The 22,560-nt window shown below is 49.7% G+C and carries 9 protein-coding genes and 1 pseudogene; 4 read left to right on the top strand and 6 right to left on the bottom strand.

All coding sequences use genetic code 11. The features are described from left to right. Positions 1–117 precede the first annotated feature (117 nt). The 4 genes from ACXYMU_RS13900 to ACXYMU_RS13885 form a co-directional block, all read right to left on the bottom strand. Positions 118–1,092 carry an IS701 family transposase gene (locus ACXYMU_RS13900; RefSeq protein ID WP_458987007.1) on the bottom strand — a complete coding sequence of 325 codons (975 nt, stop codon included), beginning with the start codon at positions 1,090–1,092 and terminating at the stop codon, positions 118–120. A 601-nt stretch (positions 1,093–1,693) separates the two neighbouring features. Beyond that, positions 1,694–5,719 (bottom strand): malectin domain-containing carbohydrate-binding protein, encoded by a 4,026-nt coding sequence (locus tag ACXYMU_RS13895; protein WP_458987006.1) that lies wholly within the window; start codon positions 5,717–5,719, stop codon positions 1,694–1,696. A gap of 1,210 nt (positions 5,720–6,929) precedes the next feature. Beyond that, a complete protein-coding gene (locus ACXYMU_RS13890; RefSeq protein ID WP_458987005.1) occupies positions 6,930–9,944 on the bottom strand; it encodes a malectin domain-containing carbohydrate-binding protein in 3,015 nt (1,004 codons plus the stop codon). 761 nt (positions 9,945–10,705) lie between these two features. Continuing rightward, a complete protein-coding gene (locus ACXYMU_RS13885) occupies positions 10,706–11,512 on the bottom strand; it encodes an NYN domain-containing protein (RefSeq protein ID WP_458987004.1) in 807 nt (268 codons plus the stop codon). Positions 11,513–11,756: 244 nt separating this feature from the next. Here ACXYMU_RS13885 and ACXYMU_RS13880 point away from each other — a divergent pair, with 244 nt between their 5' ends. Both ACXYMU_RS13880 and ACXYMU_RS13875 read left to right on the top strand, forming a co-directional pair. Continuing rightward, positions 11,757–12,731: a DUF1028 domain-containing protein gene (locus ACXYMU_RS13880; RefSeq protein ID WP_458987003.1), complete on the top strand. Its 975-nt coding sequence runs from the start codon at positions 11,757–11,759 to the stop codon at positions 12,729–12,731. Between the two features lie 199 nt (positions 12,732–12,930). Continuing rightward, positions 12,931–14,328, top strand: a complete 1,398-nt coding sequence (locus ACXYMU_RS13875; RefSeq protein ID WP_458987002.1) for a M20/M25/M40 family metallo-hydrolase — start codon at positions 12,931–12,933, stop codon at positions 14,326–14,328. A 251-nt stretch (positions 14,329–14,579) separates the two neighbouring features. Here ACXYMU_RS13875 and ACXYMU_RS13870 read toward each other — a convergent pair whose 3' ends face one another. Continuing rightward, positions 14,580–15,794 (bottom strand): S-adenosylmethionine:tRNA ribosyltransferase-isomerase, encoded by a 1,215-nt coding sequence (locus tag ACXYMU_RS13870; protein WP_458987001.1) that lies wholly within the window; start codon positions 15,792–15,794, stop codon positions 14,580–14,582. Positions 15,795–15,997: 203 nt separating this feature from the next. Then, complete coding sequence (locus tag ACXYMU_RS13865; protein WP_458987000.1) at positions 15,998–16,540, bottom strand: hypothetical protein; 543 nt, start codon at positions 16,538–16,540, stop codon at positions 15,998–16,000. A 621-nt stretch (positions 16,541–17,161) separates the two neighbouring features. Here ACXYMU_RS13865 and ACXYMU_RS13860 point away from each other — a divergent pair. After that, complete coding sequence (locus ACXYMU_RS13860) at positions 17,162–20,065, top strand: Ig-like domain-containing protein (protein WP_458986999.1); 2,904 nt, start codon at positions 17,162–17,164, stop codon at positions 20,063–20,065. 1,021 nt (positions 20,066–21,086) lie between these two features. Next, positions 21,087–22,493 (top strand): annotated as a pseudogene (locus tag ACXYMU_RS13855) (Ig-like domain-containing protein); the annotation flags it as partial. Positions 22,494–22,560: the final 67 nt, after the last annotated feature.

Here is a 22,560-nt window from a genome sequence, read left to right as displayed (position 1 = left end):
TTTCGACTACTGATATTCTAGTTTTAAATATATTAAATATTGATAAAAATTTAATGGAATAGTGTAATAAATTTATACGATAGTTTTGCTGATTTGATTTTGTTAATTCTATAGGAGTTACGCATAGTTGAGGATGAACTCTCTTTGAACTTGCAGTAAGAGCTTTCGCTGCAGGGCATATACATTCTCGATGATGCTGTCCTGGCTCATCCACACCAGCCTTTGAAATGCCCTGAGCACGCAGAAGAGATGGTTTTGTATGGCCTGCGTCTGCCGGACAAAGAAATGCTGGGCATGGCACTCCTGCTTGATGGTGCGGAAGCACTCCTCCACCTGCCAGTGCCGGGCCTTCACCTCTTTGAACTGCTCCCTGCTGATTTGCCTGCACGGCTGCTCATCGGGCAGGTACATGGCGTAGTGCCTTGCGTGGCCTTCTGTGTCCACCGTCCGAAACACCTTCACGAAGCCGAAGCCCTTAAGATGGGTAAACAAACCCTCCTGCGGCACATCCTCTATCCGGCCCACCTGCTCATAGCGGCCGGGGGTCGTGGAGACGATGCGGTTGGCCTCCAGGCCCACCAGAAAACCCACCTCCTGGTTTCTCAGGAACTTCAGGTTCTCCACCGAGGCGTACCAGCTGTCGGCGCTCACCCACTTGGGGCGCAGCCCCCACTGCCAGCACTCCTTGACCATCTGCTGGAAGTAATCGTGCTTTGTCTTGCCCTCCCGGTGGCGGTAGATGCGGAAGTTGACCGGCAAGCCCACCCCGCAGGTGTCTGTGTAGAAGAGCGTGATCAGGCTGATGCCCTTGACCACCCTATGGTGTCTACCTGAGTAGAAATAGCCCACCAGCTCCGTGGTGGCCGGGTCCGTGAAGGGCTTGTCCAGCACGGAGTCGTCCACCGAGAGCACCCCGCCCTCCAGGCACAGCCCCTGCTTGACCGCCTCAAACAGCTCCTTGCCTGTGAAATGGCTGCTCAATAGGAAGCGGTTGATCTCATCATGCGACACCTCCAGCACCTCACTGGCCTTCACGCAGCTGACCTTGCGTGGCTCGCTCAATAAATAAGCTATATAGTGAGATGATTCCATGGCTTTTTTCTATATGTATACGGCCTTGAATGAGGCTGCGTAACTCCTATTCTATTGATAAGCAGACATTGTCACTTGAAATTGACTAGGCTTCGTTTCACAGCCAACATTATTTTACAAAATCTCATTTTTAATTAGCCTCTTGTATAAACAGCAGTTGCAAGGCTGCTTATATGATGAGGTGTGCGTTAAGGTAATCTAGCGATCGTTTGGTGATGGCTTTTATAAGTAACCCGAAACAAGCTGTATAAACGTTGCCATGATAATCCCCTGTGCAGTACCCTGACTCATTAATACTTAGGTACTTCCTCTCACTGGAACAGCGTAGCAATTTTTAGGAGATGACACACCTCCGTAACACGCTTTACAGGTATATTCTAGGTTTAATAGATGCTAACCTTGTCATTAAATGGCAAGTTTTGAAATCAACCGGCAAACTGGTTCTTCTCTGCGAGATAGTTGCTTTAAAAGGTATTTAAAAGGGCTTTCTACACGCCATAAAAATCAACTGATACTTAAAACAAATCAGGCAGGAAATACTTTTTAGTAATGATGGAGAGCCTTTGATTAAGGCGCTCCATCTAAAAGCCAGTGTTCGGTTTTACTCTACCATGAGCTTAGCCCGAGCCTCTCCTGAAGCAGCCTGAGCCCTAATGAGGTATAGACCTTGATTTAGCCGGGCACGGAGGGTGACTTCTGCGTTGTAAGCGCCCTGTTGGTCTGCATCAACTACAAGAGACTCTACCACACGACCAGAGGTGTCGTATAGGGTGACGCTTACTTTTTCCGCTTTCCCGAATCCTTGCAGTGCTACACTCATTCTGTCACCAGTGCCTGGGTTTGGGTACACCTGCAGCTGAGGCGCATCTGGCATATGCTGCAATGTAGCCGTTGATGCCTGCGTGATGCTGGAGCTTGATGATGCTGTGAAGATCTCTAAGCCTGCAATAGCCACCCTGTCTACAGTTGGGTTAAAATCGATGTTGAGCGTTCCATCGCTTACGCTAACCGCAAAGTCCTTCACAAGCGCAGTTCTATACCCCACCTCCTGGTAAATATCCAGGCCTGATAGCTTGGTTGTGCCTTCCATATTAAAGCCAAACACCCTGGCAGCAGGCGCTGTAAACTGGTTTTCAACGAAGTGCATGCGTACTGTATAAGTGCCAGTACTTAGCGGAATGGCATACCGTGTTTGAGCCAGGTTAGTAGCAGCAGAGAGGTAGGTTTGGTACAGCACATCGTGATCGGTGGCTGCAATTGGCCCTGCAACTACCTGTTTATCTAGTTTAATGGATCCTTGTCTGTAATTCTTATCTGCTTCCCAGGTAGCACCGTTTATCGTAACATTTGCATCAGCCGCACTCTTGATACGCTTCACAACGCTGATGCTTGTACCAGGGTCGTTTCCAGCGCCATACAACGGGACTCTTAGTGGAGAGTCGGCACTGTTGTAATGAATCAATAAGACGGCGTTTTTTGTACCCAGGCTATTTGGGTTGAAGTTCACAGAAATGCTAGCGTTGCCCTGCACTCCTATGGTTGTGGCTGAAGGTGCTGTGGCAGTAAACTGGTCTTTGTTTTGCCCTACGATTTCATAACTCTTGATCGTAACGGCAGGGTCACTGCTTCCATCAGCATATGTTTTGCCCTGGTTTTTCAGGCTTACCGTGAGTTGCCTGCCAGCCCCAGTTAAAACTGATCCGAAGTCTGCGGCTGATGGGGTGGGCACCAGTTCAGAGTAACAGGCAGTACCCACTTCCGGCTTCACGTTACTGATGTAGTACATGTTGTCATTGTAGTCGTAGTTCACCGAGGGCGAATTAAGGTAATCCATACTCATAATAAAAGCATTGGGGATGATATTGCCATTACTGTCAATCGCCTTCCAGATACGGATACCTATTTTATTGTTCAGGTTCATGCTTCTGTCTAAGTAAGAAGAACTTACCTTTATACCGAAGGGGCCTGTAGGATTAAAAGTGCCTTGCGCCAACGTTGTGGAGGTACCCGATTTTCTGGGCAAAAGCGACTGGCCATCTAAGCCATTGTGCGTAAACACGGTTGTGGTGGAGGAGGCTGATCCTTTATTATACCATTTTATTGTTTCGGTAGCGGAACAGCATCCATGGTAAGCAGCCATCTGGATCACAGAAACCGGCCTTGCCGGATCCGCACGCACAAAGAAAGGCGACAATATTTCATCGGAGTTCGGCACCACATAGTTTCCGTCAATAACCCCGTCATTGACGGTATACCCAGTTTGGCTGAGGAATCCGAATGCCTTTATAATTTCCTGGGCATAAGGCTCATTTCCACCTTCTCCTTTATACTGCCATAAACCATGCAACAGCACCTCCTTGAGCGGCTTGCTGGCATCATTTGAGGTGATCGTCAACTTATCGTTTCTGATCTTGACCCTGCCCCCCAAATCCTTGGCAATAAATTCTATGACTAATTCCGCAGATGCGCTGGAAGCCAGGCTGATTGGCAGCGCTGTACCGGCATCATAGTCAATGCTGTTGATCGTAGCGATCTTCCAAAGGCTACTGTTCGAAAGCTCAAGCTTTGAGATCACTAAGCTGCCTGTACCGCCATTCGTTAGCTTCAGCCTTACTTTGTTATGATTTTCATTGTAGGGAGTATACGTGCCGTCACTGTTTTCGCGTCGCCAGGGGATTTGGATTAAAGAGAACGACAGGCGGTCGGGGGACTGAAACTTATCCATGTTCACGACAAGCATGTATGGGTTGTCTTCTACTGATTGCACGGCAATGGTGAAAGTTGCGCTTACACTAGCGTTAGACTTGTCTGTAGCGGTAACTTTAACCGATAAGAGGGTGCCAGAAGAAGGTGCCGTTCCACTGAAAGCCACGGTAGAGGCATTAAACTGTAGCCAGCCAGGCAAAGCGCTTCCGTCAGACTTTGTAGCGGTATAAGTCAGCACATCTCCTGCGTCAGAATCGCTGTACTGGCCCCCCGAAAACTGGAAGCTTTGGTTTATGTCAAAAACCTGGTTACTGGGCGCTTTTACAATTACTGGAGGGTTGTTGCCTGCAGCACTAGCTGTAGCAATCGAGAAATCATCGAAGGTATAGGTGACGGGTGTGCTGCCGTTTCGGTGGGTGGCGAAGATGCCCGCGTGTGCTGTGGAGGAGGTGATGCCCATGCCTGAGATGCTCAGCGGCGCGCCCACGCTCTGCTCGGCCCCGCCGTTGAGGGAGTAGAACCCCTCTGCGGTTGCGCTGCCGGGGTCGATGAGCATGCGGAGCCTCACCGTTGCGGAGCTGATGCCTGCGATAGCCCCGGTGAGGCGCTGGTCCGAGGAGGGGGAGGCGTCGTTGGTCTCGCGCCTGAGCTCTACCTTGCCGCCCACCGCCACCAGCTTGAGGTAGGTCTTGTCGTTGAGCCCGAACCAGAGGCCGGCCTGCTGGCTGCCCGTTCCGCTGTAGGGGCTGACCACGGTGACGGCCGCGTTTAGCCTGGCGCGGGAGTCCACGCGCACGCCCAGGGTGTTGAGCTGGTTGTTGTTGGTGAGCCAGGCGATGCCCTTGTTTGTGGTGAGCTGGAGGCGGCCGCCGGAGAGCGAGAGCCTGGCCGGCTCGTGTCCGGGGAGGCTGGGGTTGGCGGGGCTGCCGTCCTCTGGGTGGCGTGCGCCGGAGTAGGCGTCGACCAGGGTGAAGCCTGTTCCGGCGCTGCTTTTGTCAGGGACGGTTCCGCTGACCGGGCCCGAGAAGCTGAGGCTGAAGGGCAGGGCCACCTGCAGCTGGTCGCAGGGCATGGGGCTGAGGAGTGGGCAGCCCGTGCCGGAGGGTGATGTGACGGCAGTGGCCTTGGCGATGACGAAGTAGTTGGTGGAGGACCCCGAGGCCGGGCTGGCCAGGTTGCCGCCTAATACAACCTGCCCGGCGGGGAATACCTTGCTGTAAAGGTCCATGTTGCTGATGGAGGCGTCGTTCACCCCGATTTTCTCAGCCATTTTCTGCCAGCCGCTAAGCCAGGCGGGCAGCGCCGTGGCGCGGGGGTCGTAGGCCACATACACGGCGGCCTCCTGGCTTAGGCTGAAGGAAAGCAGGTTAGTGCTCGTGTTCTTTTTGTCATCGTTAGGCGTGCGGATGAGGGAGGCGCCGGCCAGAGCAGCAGGCACAGCCGTAATGTCGTAGGTGCGGTCGGTATAGTAGAGCGCCCCCAACGCCAGCTCTGAGAGACTGTAACTTTTGCTGCTGTTAGCGCTGATATTTGTAACCAGCGAAGCTGTAGCCTGCTTCGCCACCACAAAGAAATTGGTCATCGCTCCTGCCGGACTGACAGCATTGCCGCTTAGCGCTACCTGGCCTGCAGGGGAGGTTTTGCTGTAAAGCGCCACATGATCGATCTTCCTATCCTTTACTCCTGCAATATCGGGAAGCTTCTGCCAGTCACCGAGCCAGGCAGGTAGTGCTGTGGCCCGTAGGTCGTGGGCTACAGACACCTTGGCGTCCTGGGTGAGGCTGAATGCTAAAAGAGAGGAGCTACTGCTGTTTTTACCGTTAATAAGCGTTTTGATCATAGCCGCATCCTCTAAACGAAGCGGGACGCTAGGGAGGTCGTAGCTTCGGTCTGTGGCGTAAGTCGAGCCTGATTGCAGCACAGCTAACGCATAGGTATTTTCAGAACTACTGTTAACATTGGGTAGCAATCCGGGGGATTGCCACCCAATGGCTACTTTTTTGCGAGTCTCTGCTTTTCTTTCATTGGCAAAAACTGGCATGCTTGTGCCAACCCATAAACAGGTTAACATTAAAGTTATACTAGCATAGTTCTTTGCCAGTAAAGTGGCGGTGGTTAAAGTAGAGTTTTTCATGGGGTAATAACAGGTAAGAGCGTGCTAACATATTTTATAGGTCAATTGGCTGCTTAACACAATAGGCTGGACTTTCTGAATGGGCGTTAAGTTTTCGGGATTTGCCAATGATCCAAATCTAATGCTGCCGTTCAGTTTCTGCTTCCCCTATTAGGTTGGTTACAAGGTGGCTGTGTTTTACTAAGTTGATTTTAAAGCTATCTTTTCTAATCTCAAACAGTGTACTCGCTATACAGGGTGCGAAGGCTATCAGGATTCTCTATCTGGACTTGTTAGCCTGTGTTATGCGGCATATGCAGATACAGTTCCTGTTACGAGTGGTGTAGAACCAGCCCTTTATTTGCTCCCGATAATGAGCCAGCCAGCGCTATATTATTCAAAATCAGCTGTAGGGGATACTTTATTTTTTCGGTAAGAATTTAAATTGCATTACACAGATCAACTTAAAGGGTTTTATCCCAGCACTTTCCAGGCTCAGAGAGGATGTTATAAGGACTGTCTCTTTCGGAAATGTAGTGAACACTTGTCAAAAGAATCGTCGAAAACTTATAACTTAACACCCCATTAAATAATATTATTAATATATTATTTAACTAGATTTATTTATTGCTTTACATGGTATTATTATCTATACGATTAATGCAATAAAATGGAAGGTTGTTCATGCACGTGACTATAGGGTCCCGCATTTTTTTCTTGACTGCAGTTTTGATCAGAAGCGTTTGGTAGGATCAGCATATCTCCGGCAACACGTAAGTTGCAGGTTCTTGGCAACCTTGGGATATGGATGTTCGCTGTATGAGGAAAAGGCTTCAGCGGCCTTTGATTAAAGATATTATAGTACAGGTTGGAGCCAAACAGTGTGTCGTGTAGCAAGGGGGACAGCCTCAACTATATGGCGCTGAGCAAATAAACTCGATTTTGTAACCACCATCCCCAACTTAAGGCGCAAGGGATGGTGGTTTTTGTATGCCTTTGAACTGATTAGGTATAGGGGTTATTCTACCAAAAATTTCGTACGAGTTTCTCTGTTATCGCCTTGCGCTTTTATAATATACACACCGGGGCGTAGTTGTTTGTTGAAGCTAAGTTCTGTTCCACCCGTTATGTTTAGGTTAGAGGTACAAGGTGCTTGCTGTAATCTGCCTGCCAGGTCATATACTGTTAGTGTCACTTTCTCTTGGGCAGCAAACCCGGTCATGCTTACATGTAGTTTGTCGCTGCTTTTGATAGGGTTAGGATATACGGCCAGGCTTAAGTCCTGGGTGTGTTGGCCTTGGGCGTGCTGCGCCATAATAGCCGAAGCGTTAGACACTACCTCGATGGCTGAAATGATAGCATTTTCTTTCACGGAGGTGAACAGGATATTGAGCATACCATCAGTTACCGAGACATTGGGGAACACTTTGACAATGGCTTTGCCCGCGCCGTCCTGCGCATAAATGTCATAATTGCTTAAGGCACGCTGACCTTCCAGGTCTACATGAAAAACGCGTGCACCTGTGAGGTTTGTTGTTTTGCCACCCGGTGCACCAAAGTAAGGCTCCAGGAAATGAAGGGCCACTGTAAAGTCACCGGACGTATTTACCGGGATATTATAACTGAAAGGGGCGCCACCGGTAGCATATTTATACTTTAAATATAATTCGTCTTCGGTGGTCCCGATCACGTCGAAGGATTTAGAAGAGTTTGTGCCTCCCGTAAAATAGTCATCCGCTAACCAGTTGTTTGCCTGGCTATCGGTATAGCCAGTGCCACCTGCATTAACGCGAGCAGCAAAGGAAGTATTTGTTTGATCTATGACTGCAAAAGATACATTGAGCGCAATTCCCGCTGTCCCGGATCCGGAAGAACCACTATAAGGCGTGGCTTTAAGCGTATAATTTCCTACAGTAGGTGTCCAGAAACCATTATCCCCCATCAGGTCATATGTTGCGCTATTTTCTGTTGCACTCATGCTGGATGCTCCACTGAGGGCAAACACAACGCTTCCTACTGTAGCAGGATTGGTATTAGCGCGAATGTTGAGGCGTCTGGTAGGAAGTGTGGCCAGGTTCAATGTCGCTCCATTGGATAGGGTTTGTATGTCTTGTTTGGTGTCGGCGTTGAACAGGGTAAAACTCACTACCTGCTGCTGGGCAGCCTGTTCTGTGAATTTACCTCTAAAGGTGGCGCTGGATCGGGTAGAACCAGATCCGCCTGTATAAAAAATCGCGTTGTTCAGGAAGGCTGCTACGCCAGAGGCCCGGGCAGATGGTAAGCCCGAAAGGTTAACCCACGATTCGGATTGCGGGGAATAGGCAGAAACCATGTTTGTTTTTCCGGTGCTGTACACCGTTTCTCCCCCTAAGACCAGAATACGCTTCCCGACAACAGTAACGGCCGAAGATATATGCCCCCGGCCGTTTGCTCCGGAAGGCACAGGCAAGTCTGCCAGCTTAGTCCAGGTATTGGAGGCAAGGTCATAGCGGTGTACCTCTTTAGAAGTGACGAGTTTGCCATCATGCCCTGTTTGCCCGCCTATGTAATAAATTTTACCCTCGAAAACAGCTGATCCGGCGTGTTGCCGGGGGCTGGGTAAGGCAGCGAGTGTTTTCCAGCCGGCGCTCAGGTTGTCGAGGTCCAATACGTAATGGTTGCCCAGATCTGCGGTTCTGGCTTGGTTGGTCCCCGCTATGTGGTGCAGTTTGCCGTTCAGGTATTCCAACTGGCCAGCCGATATGGTAATAGGAAGGTCAGGGAGCCTTGCATAACGGTTTTCAGAAACAATGTATTTCCATACCTCCTTTGTTCCGAAAATCTGGGCGGTACCTGTCGCGTTGGAGGTATACCCACCCCCAAAGTAAATGTCCGTGCCATCTGTCGTAAAGCCGGCATGTGTTACGCCGCCATACCCCGTGCCATTCATGGGAGGCATCGGGGCAATGGGTGTCCAGGTATTTAAAGCAGGATCATACACGTAAGCACGGCTCGTGGGCGTGCAGCAAGACTTCGTGCTGTCAAATCCACCGAAGGTATAGAGCTTGCCATTCACTACTTCGCCTTGTGCCTCGCTCACAGTATAGGGCTGGTTGGCCGCATTGTCCCAGCTAATGGTTGTGAAGTGCGGTATTTCGGCACCTTCCGTTATCGCGACTGCAACAGTTGTGAATGCACTTGCCCCCTGGGTGTCTGTTGCCCTGATCGTTAAAGCATAAGAAGCCTGGGTATGGAAATTCAGTTTCTTAGCGACGGTAATGTCTCCGGTTGCTGCGTTCAGAGCGAAGCTACTATTGGTGTTGCCTGCCGTTAGGGTATACTGCACTGCATCCCCGTCTTTGTCGGTCGCGGCCACACTGCCCACCAGTGCGCCGGGAGAAGCTTGGTCAGTCAGGGCAAAGTTGTAGGCTGGCTGTGTAAATGCTGGTGGGTTATTGCCTGAGGTGCTGATTCCCTTGCCGAGCACAAGGTAATTGGTCGAGGCGCCCGCAGCCGGACTAGCCAGGTTGCCTCCTAACGAAACTCGCCCGGCAGGAAAGTCCTTGCTGTACAATTCCAAGTGGCTGATAGAGGGGTCATTTACGCCAAGTACATCCGGGAGCTTTTGCCAGGTGCTTAGCCAGGCGGGGAGCGAGGTAGCACGCGGGTCATAGGCCACATATACTGTCGCTCCCTGGCTCAGGTCAAAAGACAAAAGTGTTGAGGCGGTGCTGGCCTTGTCGTTGTTGGCGGTGCGGATGAGGGCTGCTCCCTGCAAAAGCGCAGGCATACTGCTGATGGTATAGCTGCGGTCTGTGTAATGTAGAACTCCAACAGCCAGGTCAGCAACCAGGTAACTCTTGCCACTGGTAACGCTAACATTCGATATGAGCGGTGTTGACTGGAAGATGGTTTTTTTGTGTAGCGCTGCAGCTTTGCTGTGCGCGGCCACATCAAAAGCCCATAACCAGATGACGCTACTTAAGATAGCCAGGATGAAAAGCTTATAACGTGCTGGCCTTGATGGAGTAGGGGTAGTGTAAATTTTTTCCATGCGAGAGAATGACTAAACGCCTGTGAATTTAAAAATATGAGTTACTTACCGAACGCTTCATACCCTTGCTAAATCGGTATGAGTACAGAAATTTTTTTTGTTTTAACGCTTCCTTATTTCCTTACCTCGTAGATCCCCGCTGTCTTTACCAGGAAACATAAATCTTGTGTAGATACCTTAAATCAAACCAAATACTATCGTACTTATTTTATCAAAAAGAATATTCAAGCTATCACTGCATTAATAAGTTGACAAATCATAAGTGTCTGATTCATTGTTGTGTAACTGGTCTAAGTTGCCCTTCCATATTAAAAAGCATTATGCTATAAGAGCAGCTAAAACTGATTCAGGTTTACGCTTATTTAACAAAAGAAGATTTACTAGGAATAAATTGATTTGGTTCTGGAGTTTTTACGATTAACTAAAAATAATGGAGACGTAATAGGAGTTTTTTTATTCTGGCTCGTGTGGGGTAAACCCAACATGTCTATAGTCGATCGAAGACCAGGCAGTCGGGGGCTTTGGTAAGGGGTATAAGTTGCCTCATAGTCCTTCGTTATACCTCATGATGCATGATGAAAAGTGAACCTGAAGTATGGAGATGAATCTTTGAGTGTAGATGCAGGTAAAGCTGGCTGACAATTAAATCAGCTTTTAGAAGATTCCAAACTGTTAAACGTCAAGGCCTTGCAGTGAATTTACCTCTGGGAGACAAATTCGCCGCAAGGCCTGAGGGTATTATAAAATAATGCAGACGGAGTTTAAATGCTCTTTTGCACTTCTGTCACCGGCTTCTTCTTCGGGCGGGTCCTGCGCTTGTCTTTCCGCTTCACGTATACCGCCGATGGACCTTTATCATCTTCCTTGCGGATGGTGAAAAGGTCTTTTTGGGCTTTGATGAGTTGCAGCAGCTGGCCATAGCCAAAGGTGCGGGGGTCGAAACTTGGGTCCAGCTGGCGCAGGTTGACACCCATCACACCCAAATGCGCCCAGCCGTCCTCGTCCTCCGACATCACAAAAGCCTCTTTGAGTAGCGGCACCGGGTTTGGCGGCTGCTTGTTGGTGCCGTTGGCACTGCCTTTCGCCGCAATCGCAATCTGCTTTTCGTCTATGTCGTCAGTCAGGTTTTCGGTGAAGATAAAGATATTGCAGGCATTCACAAACGGTTTTGGGGTTTTCTGTTGGCCGATGCCCATCACAAAAATGCCTGCCTCCCGGATACGGGTTGCCAGGCGGGTATAATCGCTGTCTGACGAAACGATACAAAAGCCATCCACAAACTCGCTGTGCAGCAGGTCCATGGCATCTATAATGAGGGCACTGTCAGTGGCGTTTTTGCCTACTGTATAGCGAAACTGCTGGATGGGCTGTATGGCGTGGTTGTTGAGGCAATCCTTCCATCCGTTCATTTGTGGGGTGGTCCAGTCGCCGTAAATGCGCCGGATAGTGGTAGCGCCGTATTTTCCAGCCTCTGCCATAAGCTTCACAATCAGGCTGGGTTGCGCGTTGTCACCATCAATTAGCATGGCCATGCGCGAAGGTTTTTTATCTCGTACTGGGTTTTTCATATAAAAAGCTTGTGGGCAGGGCCCTTTGGCAACCACCCCTATGTGTTAATTTTATATATCGTTATACTACTATTCTTGTGAGAAGTTGCTGCATGGGTTTTAGGACAGGCAGGAGTAAGTGAAAACATTTATATTTGTCAAGCAGTTGCCCGGAAACAGATTTCCTCCTAAAGCAGTACGCTGATAGGCAGGGAGCACACTACATCAAACCTATATGAGAAAATATAAAGCAACAATTATTGCTATGGGAGTTTCATTATTGGCTTCGCTCGGTGCAGCCAAGGCACAGGTTTTTAAGGCAGAAGAACCTTTGGCGCATACCTATTCTATTGTGGCCCGCGACCCGCAGACTGGCGAGATGGCCGTGGGCGTGCAAAGCCACTGGTTCTCGGTGGGTACGGCAGTGCCTTGGGTAGAAGCCGGGGTTGGGGTAGTGGCCACGCAATCCTTTACAAACAAGTCGTTTGGTCTGCGTGGGCTGGCTTTGCTAAAAGAAGGTAAATCGCCGGAAGAGGCCCTAGCCATTCTGCTGGCAGACGATGAGGCCCGCGAGGTGCGGCAGGTCGCTATTTTGGATGCGCAGGGCCGGGTGGCTACGCACACGGGCAAGCAGTGTATCCGGTATGCCGGCCACATCAACGGCAAGAATTTTTCGGTGCAGGCCAACATGATGCTGACCGACAAGGTATGGCCAGCCATGGCAAAGGCCTTTGAGCGAAGCGAAGGGCAGCCGCTGGCTGAGCGCATACTGCTCGCCATGCAGGCAGCCGAGCGCGAGGGTGGCGACATCCGCGGCCGGCAATCAGCGGCGCTGGTAGTGGTGAAGGGAGAGAGAACAGACCAGCCATGGAACGACCGCCTCATCGACCTGCGCGTGGACGACAACGAGAAGCCTTTGGATGAGCTGGCGCGCCTGCTGAAGGTATACCGGGCCTATGAGCACATGAACGCCGGCGACCTGGCCATCGAGCGAGGGCAAATGCAACAGGCCATGCAGGAGTATGGCAAAGCCGAGGAGATGTTCCCTGATAACCTGGAGATGAAATACTGGCATGCGATTGGGCTGGCCAACAGCGGGCAGGTAGCGGAAGCTACCAAGCTGTTGCGCGAAGTATACCGGAAAGATGACAACTGGCGCGAACTCACCAGCCGCCTCCCGGAAGTAGGCCTCCTGACCGTTAGTAAGCAGAATCTGGAAAAACTCATGCGAATGAAATAGCCTTTTCAAGTCGCCAAATTTATACCCCTCAACATTGAGAAGTGGGCCTTGTTTGGCAGCGCCTATAAACGGGTGCCTATGTATTCCGCCTTTCAAAGCCCTATCGCTCCCTGTGGCGGTTTCAAGTCCTGATATAATTTTGCTACCTTGACTTCTCAAACCGAAAAGCTAAGAACAACTACTCATCTGATTAACGTTAATGCTCACTAACCCACTACGCCACCTGCTGCTAGTTGCAGCCACCGTGATTACCTTGCCGGCAGTTGCCCAGCAAAAAGCCTCTCCGGACTCTGTCATTATCCGGAAAATATACAACGAGGCCCTGACCAGCACAAAAAGCTACGAAGACCTGCGTTACCTTACCAAAAAGATCGGTGCACGCCTCAGCGGTTCTCCGCAAGCAGCCGCAGCTGTTGAGTGGACCCGCCAGCTGATGCAGGACATGGACCTGGACACCGTATACCTGCAGCCCGTGATGGTGCCACATTGGGTGCGCGGTGACAAAGAGATCGGGCGTGTGTATAACTCCAGCTTGATAGGCAACGTGGACATGCACATTGCTGCGCTTGGCGCTTCGGTGGGCACAGGGCAGCAAGGCCTGAGTGCTGAGGTAATGGAGGTGCAGAATTTTGAGGAACTGGAAAAATTAGGCAAAAAGAACGTGAAGGGGAAGATCGTGTTCTTCAACCGACCATTCGATAACACCCATATCCAGACCATGCAAGCTTACAGCGGCGCCGTAGACCAACGTGGAGGTGGCCCTGTAGCGGCCGCTAAATTAGGCGCCGTGGGCGTGTTGGTACGCTCTATGGCCAACGAACTGCAGGACGTGCCCCATACCGGCAACACCCGCTACCAGGAGGGCGTGACAAAAATTCCGGCTGCCGCCATCAGTACCCGGGATGCTGAGCAACTGAGCCGCCTCCTTAAAAGCGATCCGAAGCTAAAGTTTTACATGCGCATGACTTCCGAGATGCTGCCCGATGTGTTGTCTTACAACGTGATTGGGGAGATAAAAGGAACCGAGAAGCCAGATGAAATTATCGCGGTGGGCGGGCACCTGGATTCCTGGGATTTAGGGGAAGGGGCACATGATGATGGCACCGGCGTAATGCAGTCTGTTGAAGTGCTGCGTTTGTTTAAGGAGCTTGGTATCAAGCCAAAGCGAACTGTGCGTGCGGTGATGTTTATGAACGAGGAAAACGGCTTGCGCGGCGGAACAAAGTATGCTGAGGTGGCTAAAGCCAAAGGAGAGAAGCACGTTGCCGCCATTGAGTCGGATGCAGGTGGCTTTACCCCGCGAGGGTTTAGCATAGAAGGCAGCAATGCGCAGTTAACCAAGCTGAAGTCGTGGAAGCCAATGCTAGCGCAATATGGCCTGAATGAATATGGTATGGGCCACGGCGGTTCTGACATTGGCCCGCTGAAAGGCCAGGGATCTGTAGCCCTGATTGGTTACCGCCCGGACTCCCAGCGCTACTTCGACTACCATCATACCGCCATCGATACCTTCGAGACGGTGAACCGCCGCGAGATGCAGCTGGGTGCCGCAGCCATGGCCTCGCTGGTATACCTGATCTCAGAGTATGGAATGTAGAAACTCAGATACAAGTAACAAGAAAGCCAGCCCTGCAATTGCCGGGGCTGGCTTTTTTGATTCTGTTCGGTAGTAAAATAATTGCGCGAGGGTCCACCCTCGTGAATATGTATGCCTGGGCCTCCGGCCCGATCGGATTGCAAATCCAATCTTATTGAAAGTCACGGATTGGAAATCCGCGCCAGGATAGGCTAGTGGGTGTGATTTCTCACTGCGTTCGAACTGATATAGGAGTTTTTGATGCACTAGCCTTAAGGCAGCAAGAGCGAACTATCACCATAGCTCAGGAAGCGGTAGTCGTTTTCTAAGGCGTGGGTATACACTTTTCGCCAGTCCTCGCCAATAAGTGCTGAAACCAGCAGTAATAGCGTGCTCTCGGGTTGGTGGAAATTGGTCACCAAGCCTGCACATACCCGGAAAGTATAACCCGGCGCGATAATGATTTGCGTGCTGGCATGCAGGTAGCCTGTCTTGTTATGCTCCATGTACGCGAGCAAAGCTTCCAGCGCCTCAGTAGCTGTGGGCAGTTCAGTGGCTTCATACGCTTGCCACTGGCTCACATGCAATTCTGTGAGCGGTAGACCAGGGTGTTGAATTACCTTAGCCCCAAGCCAATAAATACTCTCCAGCGAGCGCATGCTGGTGGTGCCCACCGGAATGATGGGTTTGCCCTGGTGCTGTAAGAGGCGCTGCAGCAGGGGCCGCGTGATGTAGAGCTGCTCGGCATGCATCTCATGCGCTTCCATCACCTCCGCCTTTACCGGTTTAAAGGTGCCAGCCCCCACATGCAGGGTCAGGTAGGCGGTGCCAATGTTGCGTTCCTGCAGCTGTGCCATCACGCGGTCGGTAAAATGCAGGCCAGCGGTGGGGGCGGCCACGGCTCCCTGTTGGTTCGCATATATGGTTTGGTAGCGGGTCTGGTCGTCAGGGGTAAGTTCGCGGTTGAGGTAGGGGGGCAGGGGCAGGCGGCCACAGCGCTCCAATACCTCGGCAAATGTCAGCTCGGCAGGCTCCCACGTGAAACGTATCAGGAAATGCCCGTATTGCTGCTCCTCGCGCGTTGCCCGCAGCATGCCGCCGTCGAAGCGCAACGACACCGGACCGCTTTTCCAACGCTTGTTGTTACCTACCAGGCATTTCCAGGTGCTGTTGCCTGTCTGCTGCATTGCCAACTGCACCTCACGGTAAGGGGCCACCGGCTCGAGGCAAAAAATTTCGACAGTGCCGCCGGTCTCTTTCTGGAAAATAAGCCGTGCCTGCACTACTTTGGTATTGTTGAACACCAACAGCGACTGCTCGGGCAATAACTCAGGCAAATCGGTAAAAACATGGTCCGACAAAGTGCCGCTCTTATACTCCAACAACTTGGAATGATCGCGCTCGGGCAGTGGGTATTTCGCGATGCGTTCCTCGGGCAGTTCGTACACAAAGTCTTTTATGGCCAGCTTCTTCGGGTTTGTCGTCATGGTATGGATGATAAGGGTAATGGTAAGGCTTATAATTCGCAGTGTTTCTGGAAACCCCTGCTGTCATTTCGAGCGTAGGGAGAAATCTGGCGGGGGTGTTCCTATAAATTTCTTTCGGCCACGCGAACTCCCTTTGGCTCTCGCCTCTAGAGCAGTCGAAAATAAAAGCGTTGTATTACAATTGTTTATAAAGAAAAAGGCAATTACAGGTTCTTCAGGAAATCCTCGTCCAGGTCAAGGGTGTCGTCGTCCGGGCCATCCTCTGCACTTGCCTCCCAGTCCACGTCCTGCATCAGGTCAAGTCCCTCAAAAATCAACTCGTCCAATTCTTCCTTAGAGCTGGCATCCAGGGTTTGCTCGAACAGGGCCAGCAGGTGCTCGCGCTGTTCGTTCACGAATATCTCATGGTACAGGTTATCAAATGTGCCGATTCGCTTTTGTACCACCTTGTCGATGGCTTTGGTATCGGGGGCTTGCAGGGCGTCTTGCAACACGGCCAGTACCTTCGCGCTCTTCTCGTTGTGCGAGAGGCGGGTAAAGGCCTTCACAAAAGCAAGGGCCACCACCAGGCGCAGGCGCTCAAAACGGAAATTGACCTCAGCCATACCCTTTCCCGCCTCTGACCTTGAAGCACGGTATGCCCGTTCAAAATCCTGGTAAATCTGGCTGGCCGCATCAGCCGAAAGCGGGGCTTGGGCTGTATCGTATGCCGTTTCTAGTAATAAGGTTAAGCTTTTGGCGCTCATAGGTGTTTCAGTTTCCTGGTAAAGTCTGCAAAGGTACGGCTTTCTAGGGTTTTACCCTACCCGTTTCAGGGGCAGCTTATTAGGTAAAAACAATTCTGTTTTAGCCTGAACATAATTGTATCGATATCTCCTGCCTTTATGGAATTAAGCCCCCGCTAACTATAATCTTTTACTCACTAAAAATTATCAGTGTTTGCGGTGCTTTGCTGTGTTCAAAACATAACGCATGTATAAAACAGTGCAATTTAATTATGAGCCCTGATGAACCCCTTTAGGGTATGGGTACCGTATAGATACTACTGCTGCATGCTAGCAGTACACGCGCCAAATCATACCCTAATGTGCTCTTGCAATTTGTGAGACGCATTTATCTCGGAGATTCCCTCCAACCCTTCACCCTAAGTAAGTAGTGCACGCGCTGTGGCGTCACAGCGTGGTATAGCTGTTCGTGGTGTAGCCATTGCCTTGAAAAAGGTAAAGCTACATGACAAATTTAATTGTATTCCTTTTCTGGGTTTTCACAGATCCAGACGGAGCAGCAATACAATTAAACGAGGCGAAAGAATTATAGCACGCATGCACAGTAGCGGCCGATTTCAGAGCCATTTTAACCCTTTTTGTATGCAAAACAAATTTACCCCCCTGCTTCATAAAGCAATTTATGCCCAACTCTATCAAAGTGCTACAGCCGGCTGGCTCACTTTGCTTTTCCTGTGTTTCACGCAGTTTGCCGCAGCGCAGACAATCAGCACCGTAACCCCAACCTGTGTGAATACAGGGCAGGCTGTTACCTTAACCGTTGCGGGTGCCAACTTCAGAACTACTAGCAACATTCGGGCAGAGTTCTATTCTACCCCTGGAGGCGTAGAAAGCGCAAATGCGGTACAGATACTCTTAGCTGGTGTGACCAGTAACGCGACAAGCGGCACAAACGGAAGTATTGTCACAATTTCAATTCCTGCCAATGATCCAGTTTTAAGTCAAGTCAGAACGCTATACATAAGATTAGCGAACCGCGATGGCGGAAGCCCAAACTTCAATAAACCAACCAGTGCAAGTGCTGGTGTACTCAATATTGCGCAAGCTCCGGCAGCTCCGGGGCCAATTACCGGTCCTGCCACGGTTTGTCCCGGCTCAACACACACCTATAGTGTGGCAGCGCAGCCTGCAGGAGTCACATTTAACTGGGTGCTCCCCTCTGGAGCAAGCATTGCCAGCGGAGCAAACACCAACAGCATCACTGTTAATTTCTCGCAGAATGCCCAGACCGGCACTATAGCAGTTTCCTCTTCAAATTCTTGTAATAACTCAGGCGGCACCACTACTACGGGCGTTACGGTAAGTCCGGTTCCTCAGGCTCCCACTGCCTCAGCGCCACCACCCGTGTGTGGCCCCGCAAGCGTGACACTAACAGCTTCAGGAGCTCCTGCGGGAGGTTCTTATAGGTGGTATACTGTTATTAGCGGTGGCAATCCTATTGCCGGGGCAACGCAAAATCAGTTTACAACGCCAACCATTAATGAGCCGCGAAATTATTACGTGTCTGTGGTGAATGCTACTGGCTGCGAAAGCCCGCGTACGCAGGTAACAGCCGCCGTTTACGCCACGCCCACTGCTACTGTAATTCCGCAGGGAAACCAAACGCTCTGCGCCGGGAATACCATTACCCTAACCGCTAACCCACAGCCACCCGGCCAAAACTATACCTACCAATGGTATAATAGCAGCGGGCTAATGGAGGGCAAAACAGGCCAGAACATTATCATTGGTGAGGCAGGTAATTATTATGTGATCGTCAAGAACTTTGATACCTGCACCAGTCCGCCATCCAACAGTGTCACCATCACGGTAAACCCAAGGCCTAGCTTAGCTACAACTATCTCTGGAGACGAAAGGTGCGGACCGGGTATAGTGAACCTAAGTGCGCAGCCCGGAGCAGGCGGCTCTGCCGTGCGTTGGTATGATGCCAGCACCGGCGGCACAATGGTATTCCAGGGCACCAACTTTTCCCCTGATTTAACGGAGTCGCAGATATACTACGTGGCTACCTATAACCCACAGACAGCTTGTGAAAGTGTCCGCAGCCAAGTGAATGCAACCGTGAAGCCGCTGCCGGTTGCTCAGATACGGGAAGAAGTTCCCAAGTGCCAGAACCCTAATCAGAACGAAACCACAGACTTCATCCTACGAGGCACTGCTACAAACGCCAATTTCCTGAATTGGGAGGTGGTAAGCGGAACGGCAACAATTGAGGTTTCGCCATCAGACCCTTATACCCCCATCGTGCGGGTGCAGGGCACTGGCACCGTGCGCGTACGCCTGACAGTGCAGAGTGGCAACGGATGTGGTACAGATGTAGCTGAGCGGGATTTAGTAGTGAACCCCGTGCCTGATGCAGTTGCCCTGAATGCGCCACCGGTGCAGCGATGCGGATTGGGTAATGTTACCCTCAACGTCTCTGGTGCGCCACAAGGCTTTTCTTATGCCTGGTTTGATTCTCCGAATGGAGGAAGTCAGGTTGGCACTGGAGAACAGATAAATGTACCTCTGACTGCCATCGGCACACAGTTCTTTTATGTTGCCTTGCTAAACAGCTCAGGTTGCAGCAACCCAAGCCGTACGGCAGTGGCCGCGACTGCCAACGACCCCAATAACCCGACAACAGCCACAGGCGAAGTGCTGGCCAATGGAGAGAATATCACGGGCAGTACTTCCCTGGAGGTGGGGCAGCCGGTAACGTTCTCAGCGCTCTCGAATGTTGTGGATAACAACAATGCCGCTTCTTTCCAGTGGTTTATGGATACCGGTAATGGGCCGGAACTAGTGCCAGGCGAAACAAACCTCGAGTTCAACATCAGCGCACTTCCCGAAAACTTCCAGTCGGTGATGCTGGAGATTACCCCAACCAACGAGATCTGTTATAACGAGAACCCGCAGCAACTGCTCTCCGGACCAATCCAAACCTTCCCTGTGGAACTGATCTACCTGAACGCCAAACTGACAGGTACTAAAGTGGAACTGGAATGGGCAACCGCTTCGGAGCAGGACAACGCAGGTTTCGAAGTGCAAGTGTCGGAAAATGGATCTACATACCGAAAGCTGGCTTATATCCCGACCAAGAACGGCAATTCCAGTATCAAGCAGGTTTACGTGTATACCGATCTGGAGAACGGCAAGAAAGGTACCCGCTACTACCGCCTGAAGCAGGTCGATACCAGCGGCAGCTTCGAGTATTTTGGTCCGCGTGTTGTGAGCATTGGGCAGTCAACTAGCCGGGTGATTGCGTTCCCTAACCCTTTCAAAAACGAAATAACGTTGGATATTGCAGCCGAGGAAGCTGGTGAGGTAATCGTAGTGATTACGGATGCAGTTGGAAAGCAAGTCCTAACACGCAGTATACCAGCGAAGCAGGGTTACAATACCGAACTGATTCGGCTGGATGATAACCTTCCGACAGGGATGTATATTATCCGGGCAAAAGTAGGGAATGCCACAGAGTACATCAGAATACTGAAACAAGAATAGGGCTTCCATTAAACCAAGCACAAACAGCAATAGCCGGGCCATCAAGTCCGGCTATTGCTGTTTATGCTGGCACCAGATTTTTGCGCGTAAAAGAAATATCATGTTAAGGGACGGTTATATACATGGTTAAGTTAAAACTGATGTTGGAAGTGCTAACGCAAGTTGCGAGGTACGACCATAATTTTCTCCCGCCTTACTTGCCAGACAGACAGATCCATTTCATTTTCTTCCAGAATGCCCCACTACTGTTAAGGCCTTGCAGTAGTATTAGATTTATAACTCGGATATGGAAATTGCCCTCAGCTAGGCAACGTTGAAACATCGGTATAAACAGAACTGAGCTGCCTTGCTCTGTAGGAAGGGATATTTCCGGAGACCTAAATCGCCTTATTCAAAAGAGTAGTTAGTGGGCAATTAAAAGCAATGGTTTAACCTGTTTTTGCGAGTAAAAACTTATTTTAATTATATATTGGCTGATTTTGTGGTGGCAAACTATGCGTAATACTGCAAATGTATATAACACAACATATATAATACTTTTATTATATTATATATTGCAAATATTTAACTTTTGTGATATTTAACTAAGGTTTTTTTCTATTATGTAAGGGGCTACGGATACCCGCTATTTAGCTGTTTAAATACATTATTTTAATTTTTGCTTTAAAATTTATCCTTTTGTTCGACTTTTACTTAAATTAAACGTTATTATAGTCTAATTAAATATAACTAAAGTTTAATATTATACTATAAAGTTTGCGTTTGTCAGTCTAAGGCGAAAGTTGAACGTGTAATTTACCTGGTATCTCATACCTGTAAGGGCATTTTGTGTAGAGGAATAGCTGATAAATCATATTAAAACTGCTTTAGGTGTGATTTTTTGTAAGAAAAATCGCATTAAGGGCCTTTTATGCCCTTTTAAATGGTGTTTCCAAAGTTTAATAAGATTTAATATTGATAAAACACAATATATCTGTTTGTGGTCATTAAGCTAGTATCCTAACCCTAACCCCTAATTTGTATGCAACACAATTTTACACACAGTCTTGCTTGTTGGCTCAAGGCAAGGCACCTCTCGATGATAACCGCAGGCTTGCTGCTGTTCTTTATGTTGCTGGCCCAAGTGGCGTCGGCGCAGACGTTGGCTATTACTACACTTGAGCCTTCTTGTAATTTTGTAGGGCAGACAATGACTTTGACAATCAACGGTACTGGCTTTACAACAAATGGGGCTAATATCGCAAAGGTAAAAATAAATGGTAACTTCATAAATGATCCGACAAGTGTAACATCCACTAAAATTGTGGTTACGGTACAATCCACTGTAATCCCAACAAGTGGGAGTTATAGCGTTGTAGTTTCACAAACTAAAGGTGCGGATAATTCTGCGCCTGCAACCTTAAATATTATAGGCTTACCTACAGCACAGAACGTACGACGTTGCGGCACAGGTACAGTAACATTAACTGCTAATAATGCTCCTTCTGGAGGCGGATATAAGTGGTATACAGCAGCAACTGGCGGCACTCTTGTTGCAAGTACAAAAACATTCACACCCTCTATTTCTAATACTACAACTTATTATCTTGCTGCAACTTCACCTCTTGGTTGCGAAACTATAGCACGAACGGCAGTTGTTGCTACTGTTGATCCTAATCCTACTATAATAATTACAAACCCGGCAACAGTTTGCTCACCTAACACAGTAAATCTTACAGCAACAGCTGTAACTTCAGGAAGCACATCTGGCTTAAGTTATACCTATTGGACTGATGCTGCTGCAACAGTCAGTTTAGGGAATCCAGCAGCTGTACCTGCGGGAACTTATTATATCAAGGGTACTAATACAACTACTGGATGCTTTGATATTAAGCCAGTTGTAGCTACAGTAAACACTGTGCCAACAGCAACTATAAGCACAAGTACGCCTACAACATTTTGTCAAGGAGAATCTGTATTACTCACGGCAATTGCAAACCCGACTTCACCAGCAGTAGGCTCATACAACTACCAGTGGAGGCTGAACGGCACAAACATCACTAGTGCAACTGCCCCAACATATACGGCAAGCGCTTCAGGAGATTACTCAGTTGTAATTACTGCCTCAACTGGATCTTGTGCCAGCGCACCATCAAGCGCAGTTGCAGTTACAGTAAACCCAACTCCAGGCCTTCCAACAAGTCCTTCTGTAACTCTTAATCCTCGATGTGGCAGTGGAGAAGTGACATTTCAAGCAACTGTAGGCACAAATGGTAATGCTATAAGGTGGTATGATGCTCCGAGCGGAGGTAACTTTCTAGGAGAAGGAAACTTATCAGGCCAAGTTAGTACTTTGCCCCGCACTATATCCACTACTACGACACTATATGCCAGTACTTATAACAGCTCCTCACAGTGTGAGAACACATCTAGAGTTGCTATTACAGCTAACGTAAAGCCGCTTCCTACAGCGGTTATCACGCAGGGTGCAAATGCCTCTTTTTGTGCAGGCAGCA

The sequence above is a fragment of the Pontibacter sp. CAU 1760 genome, from assembly GCF_054482735.1.
The sequence above is the reverse complement of the archived record's forward strand: the minus strand, read 5'-3'. Positions and strand labels throughout refer to the sequence as shown.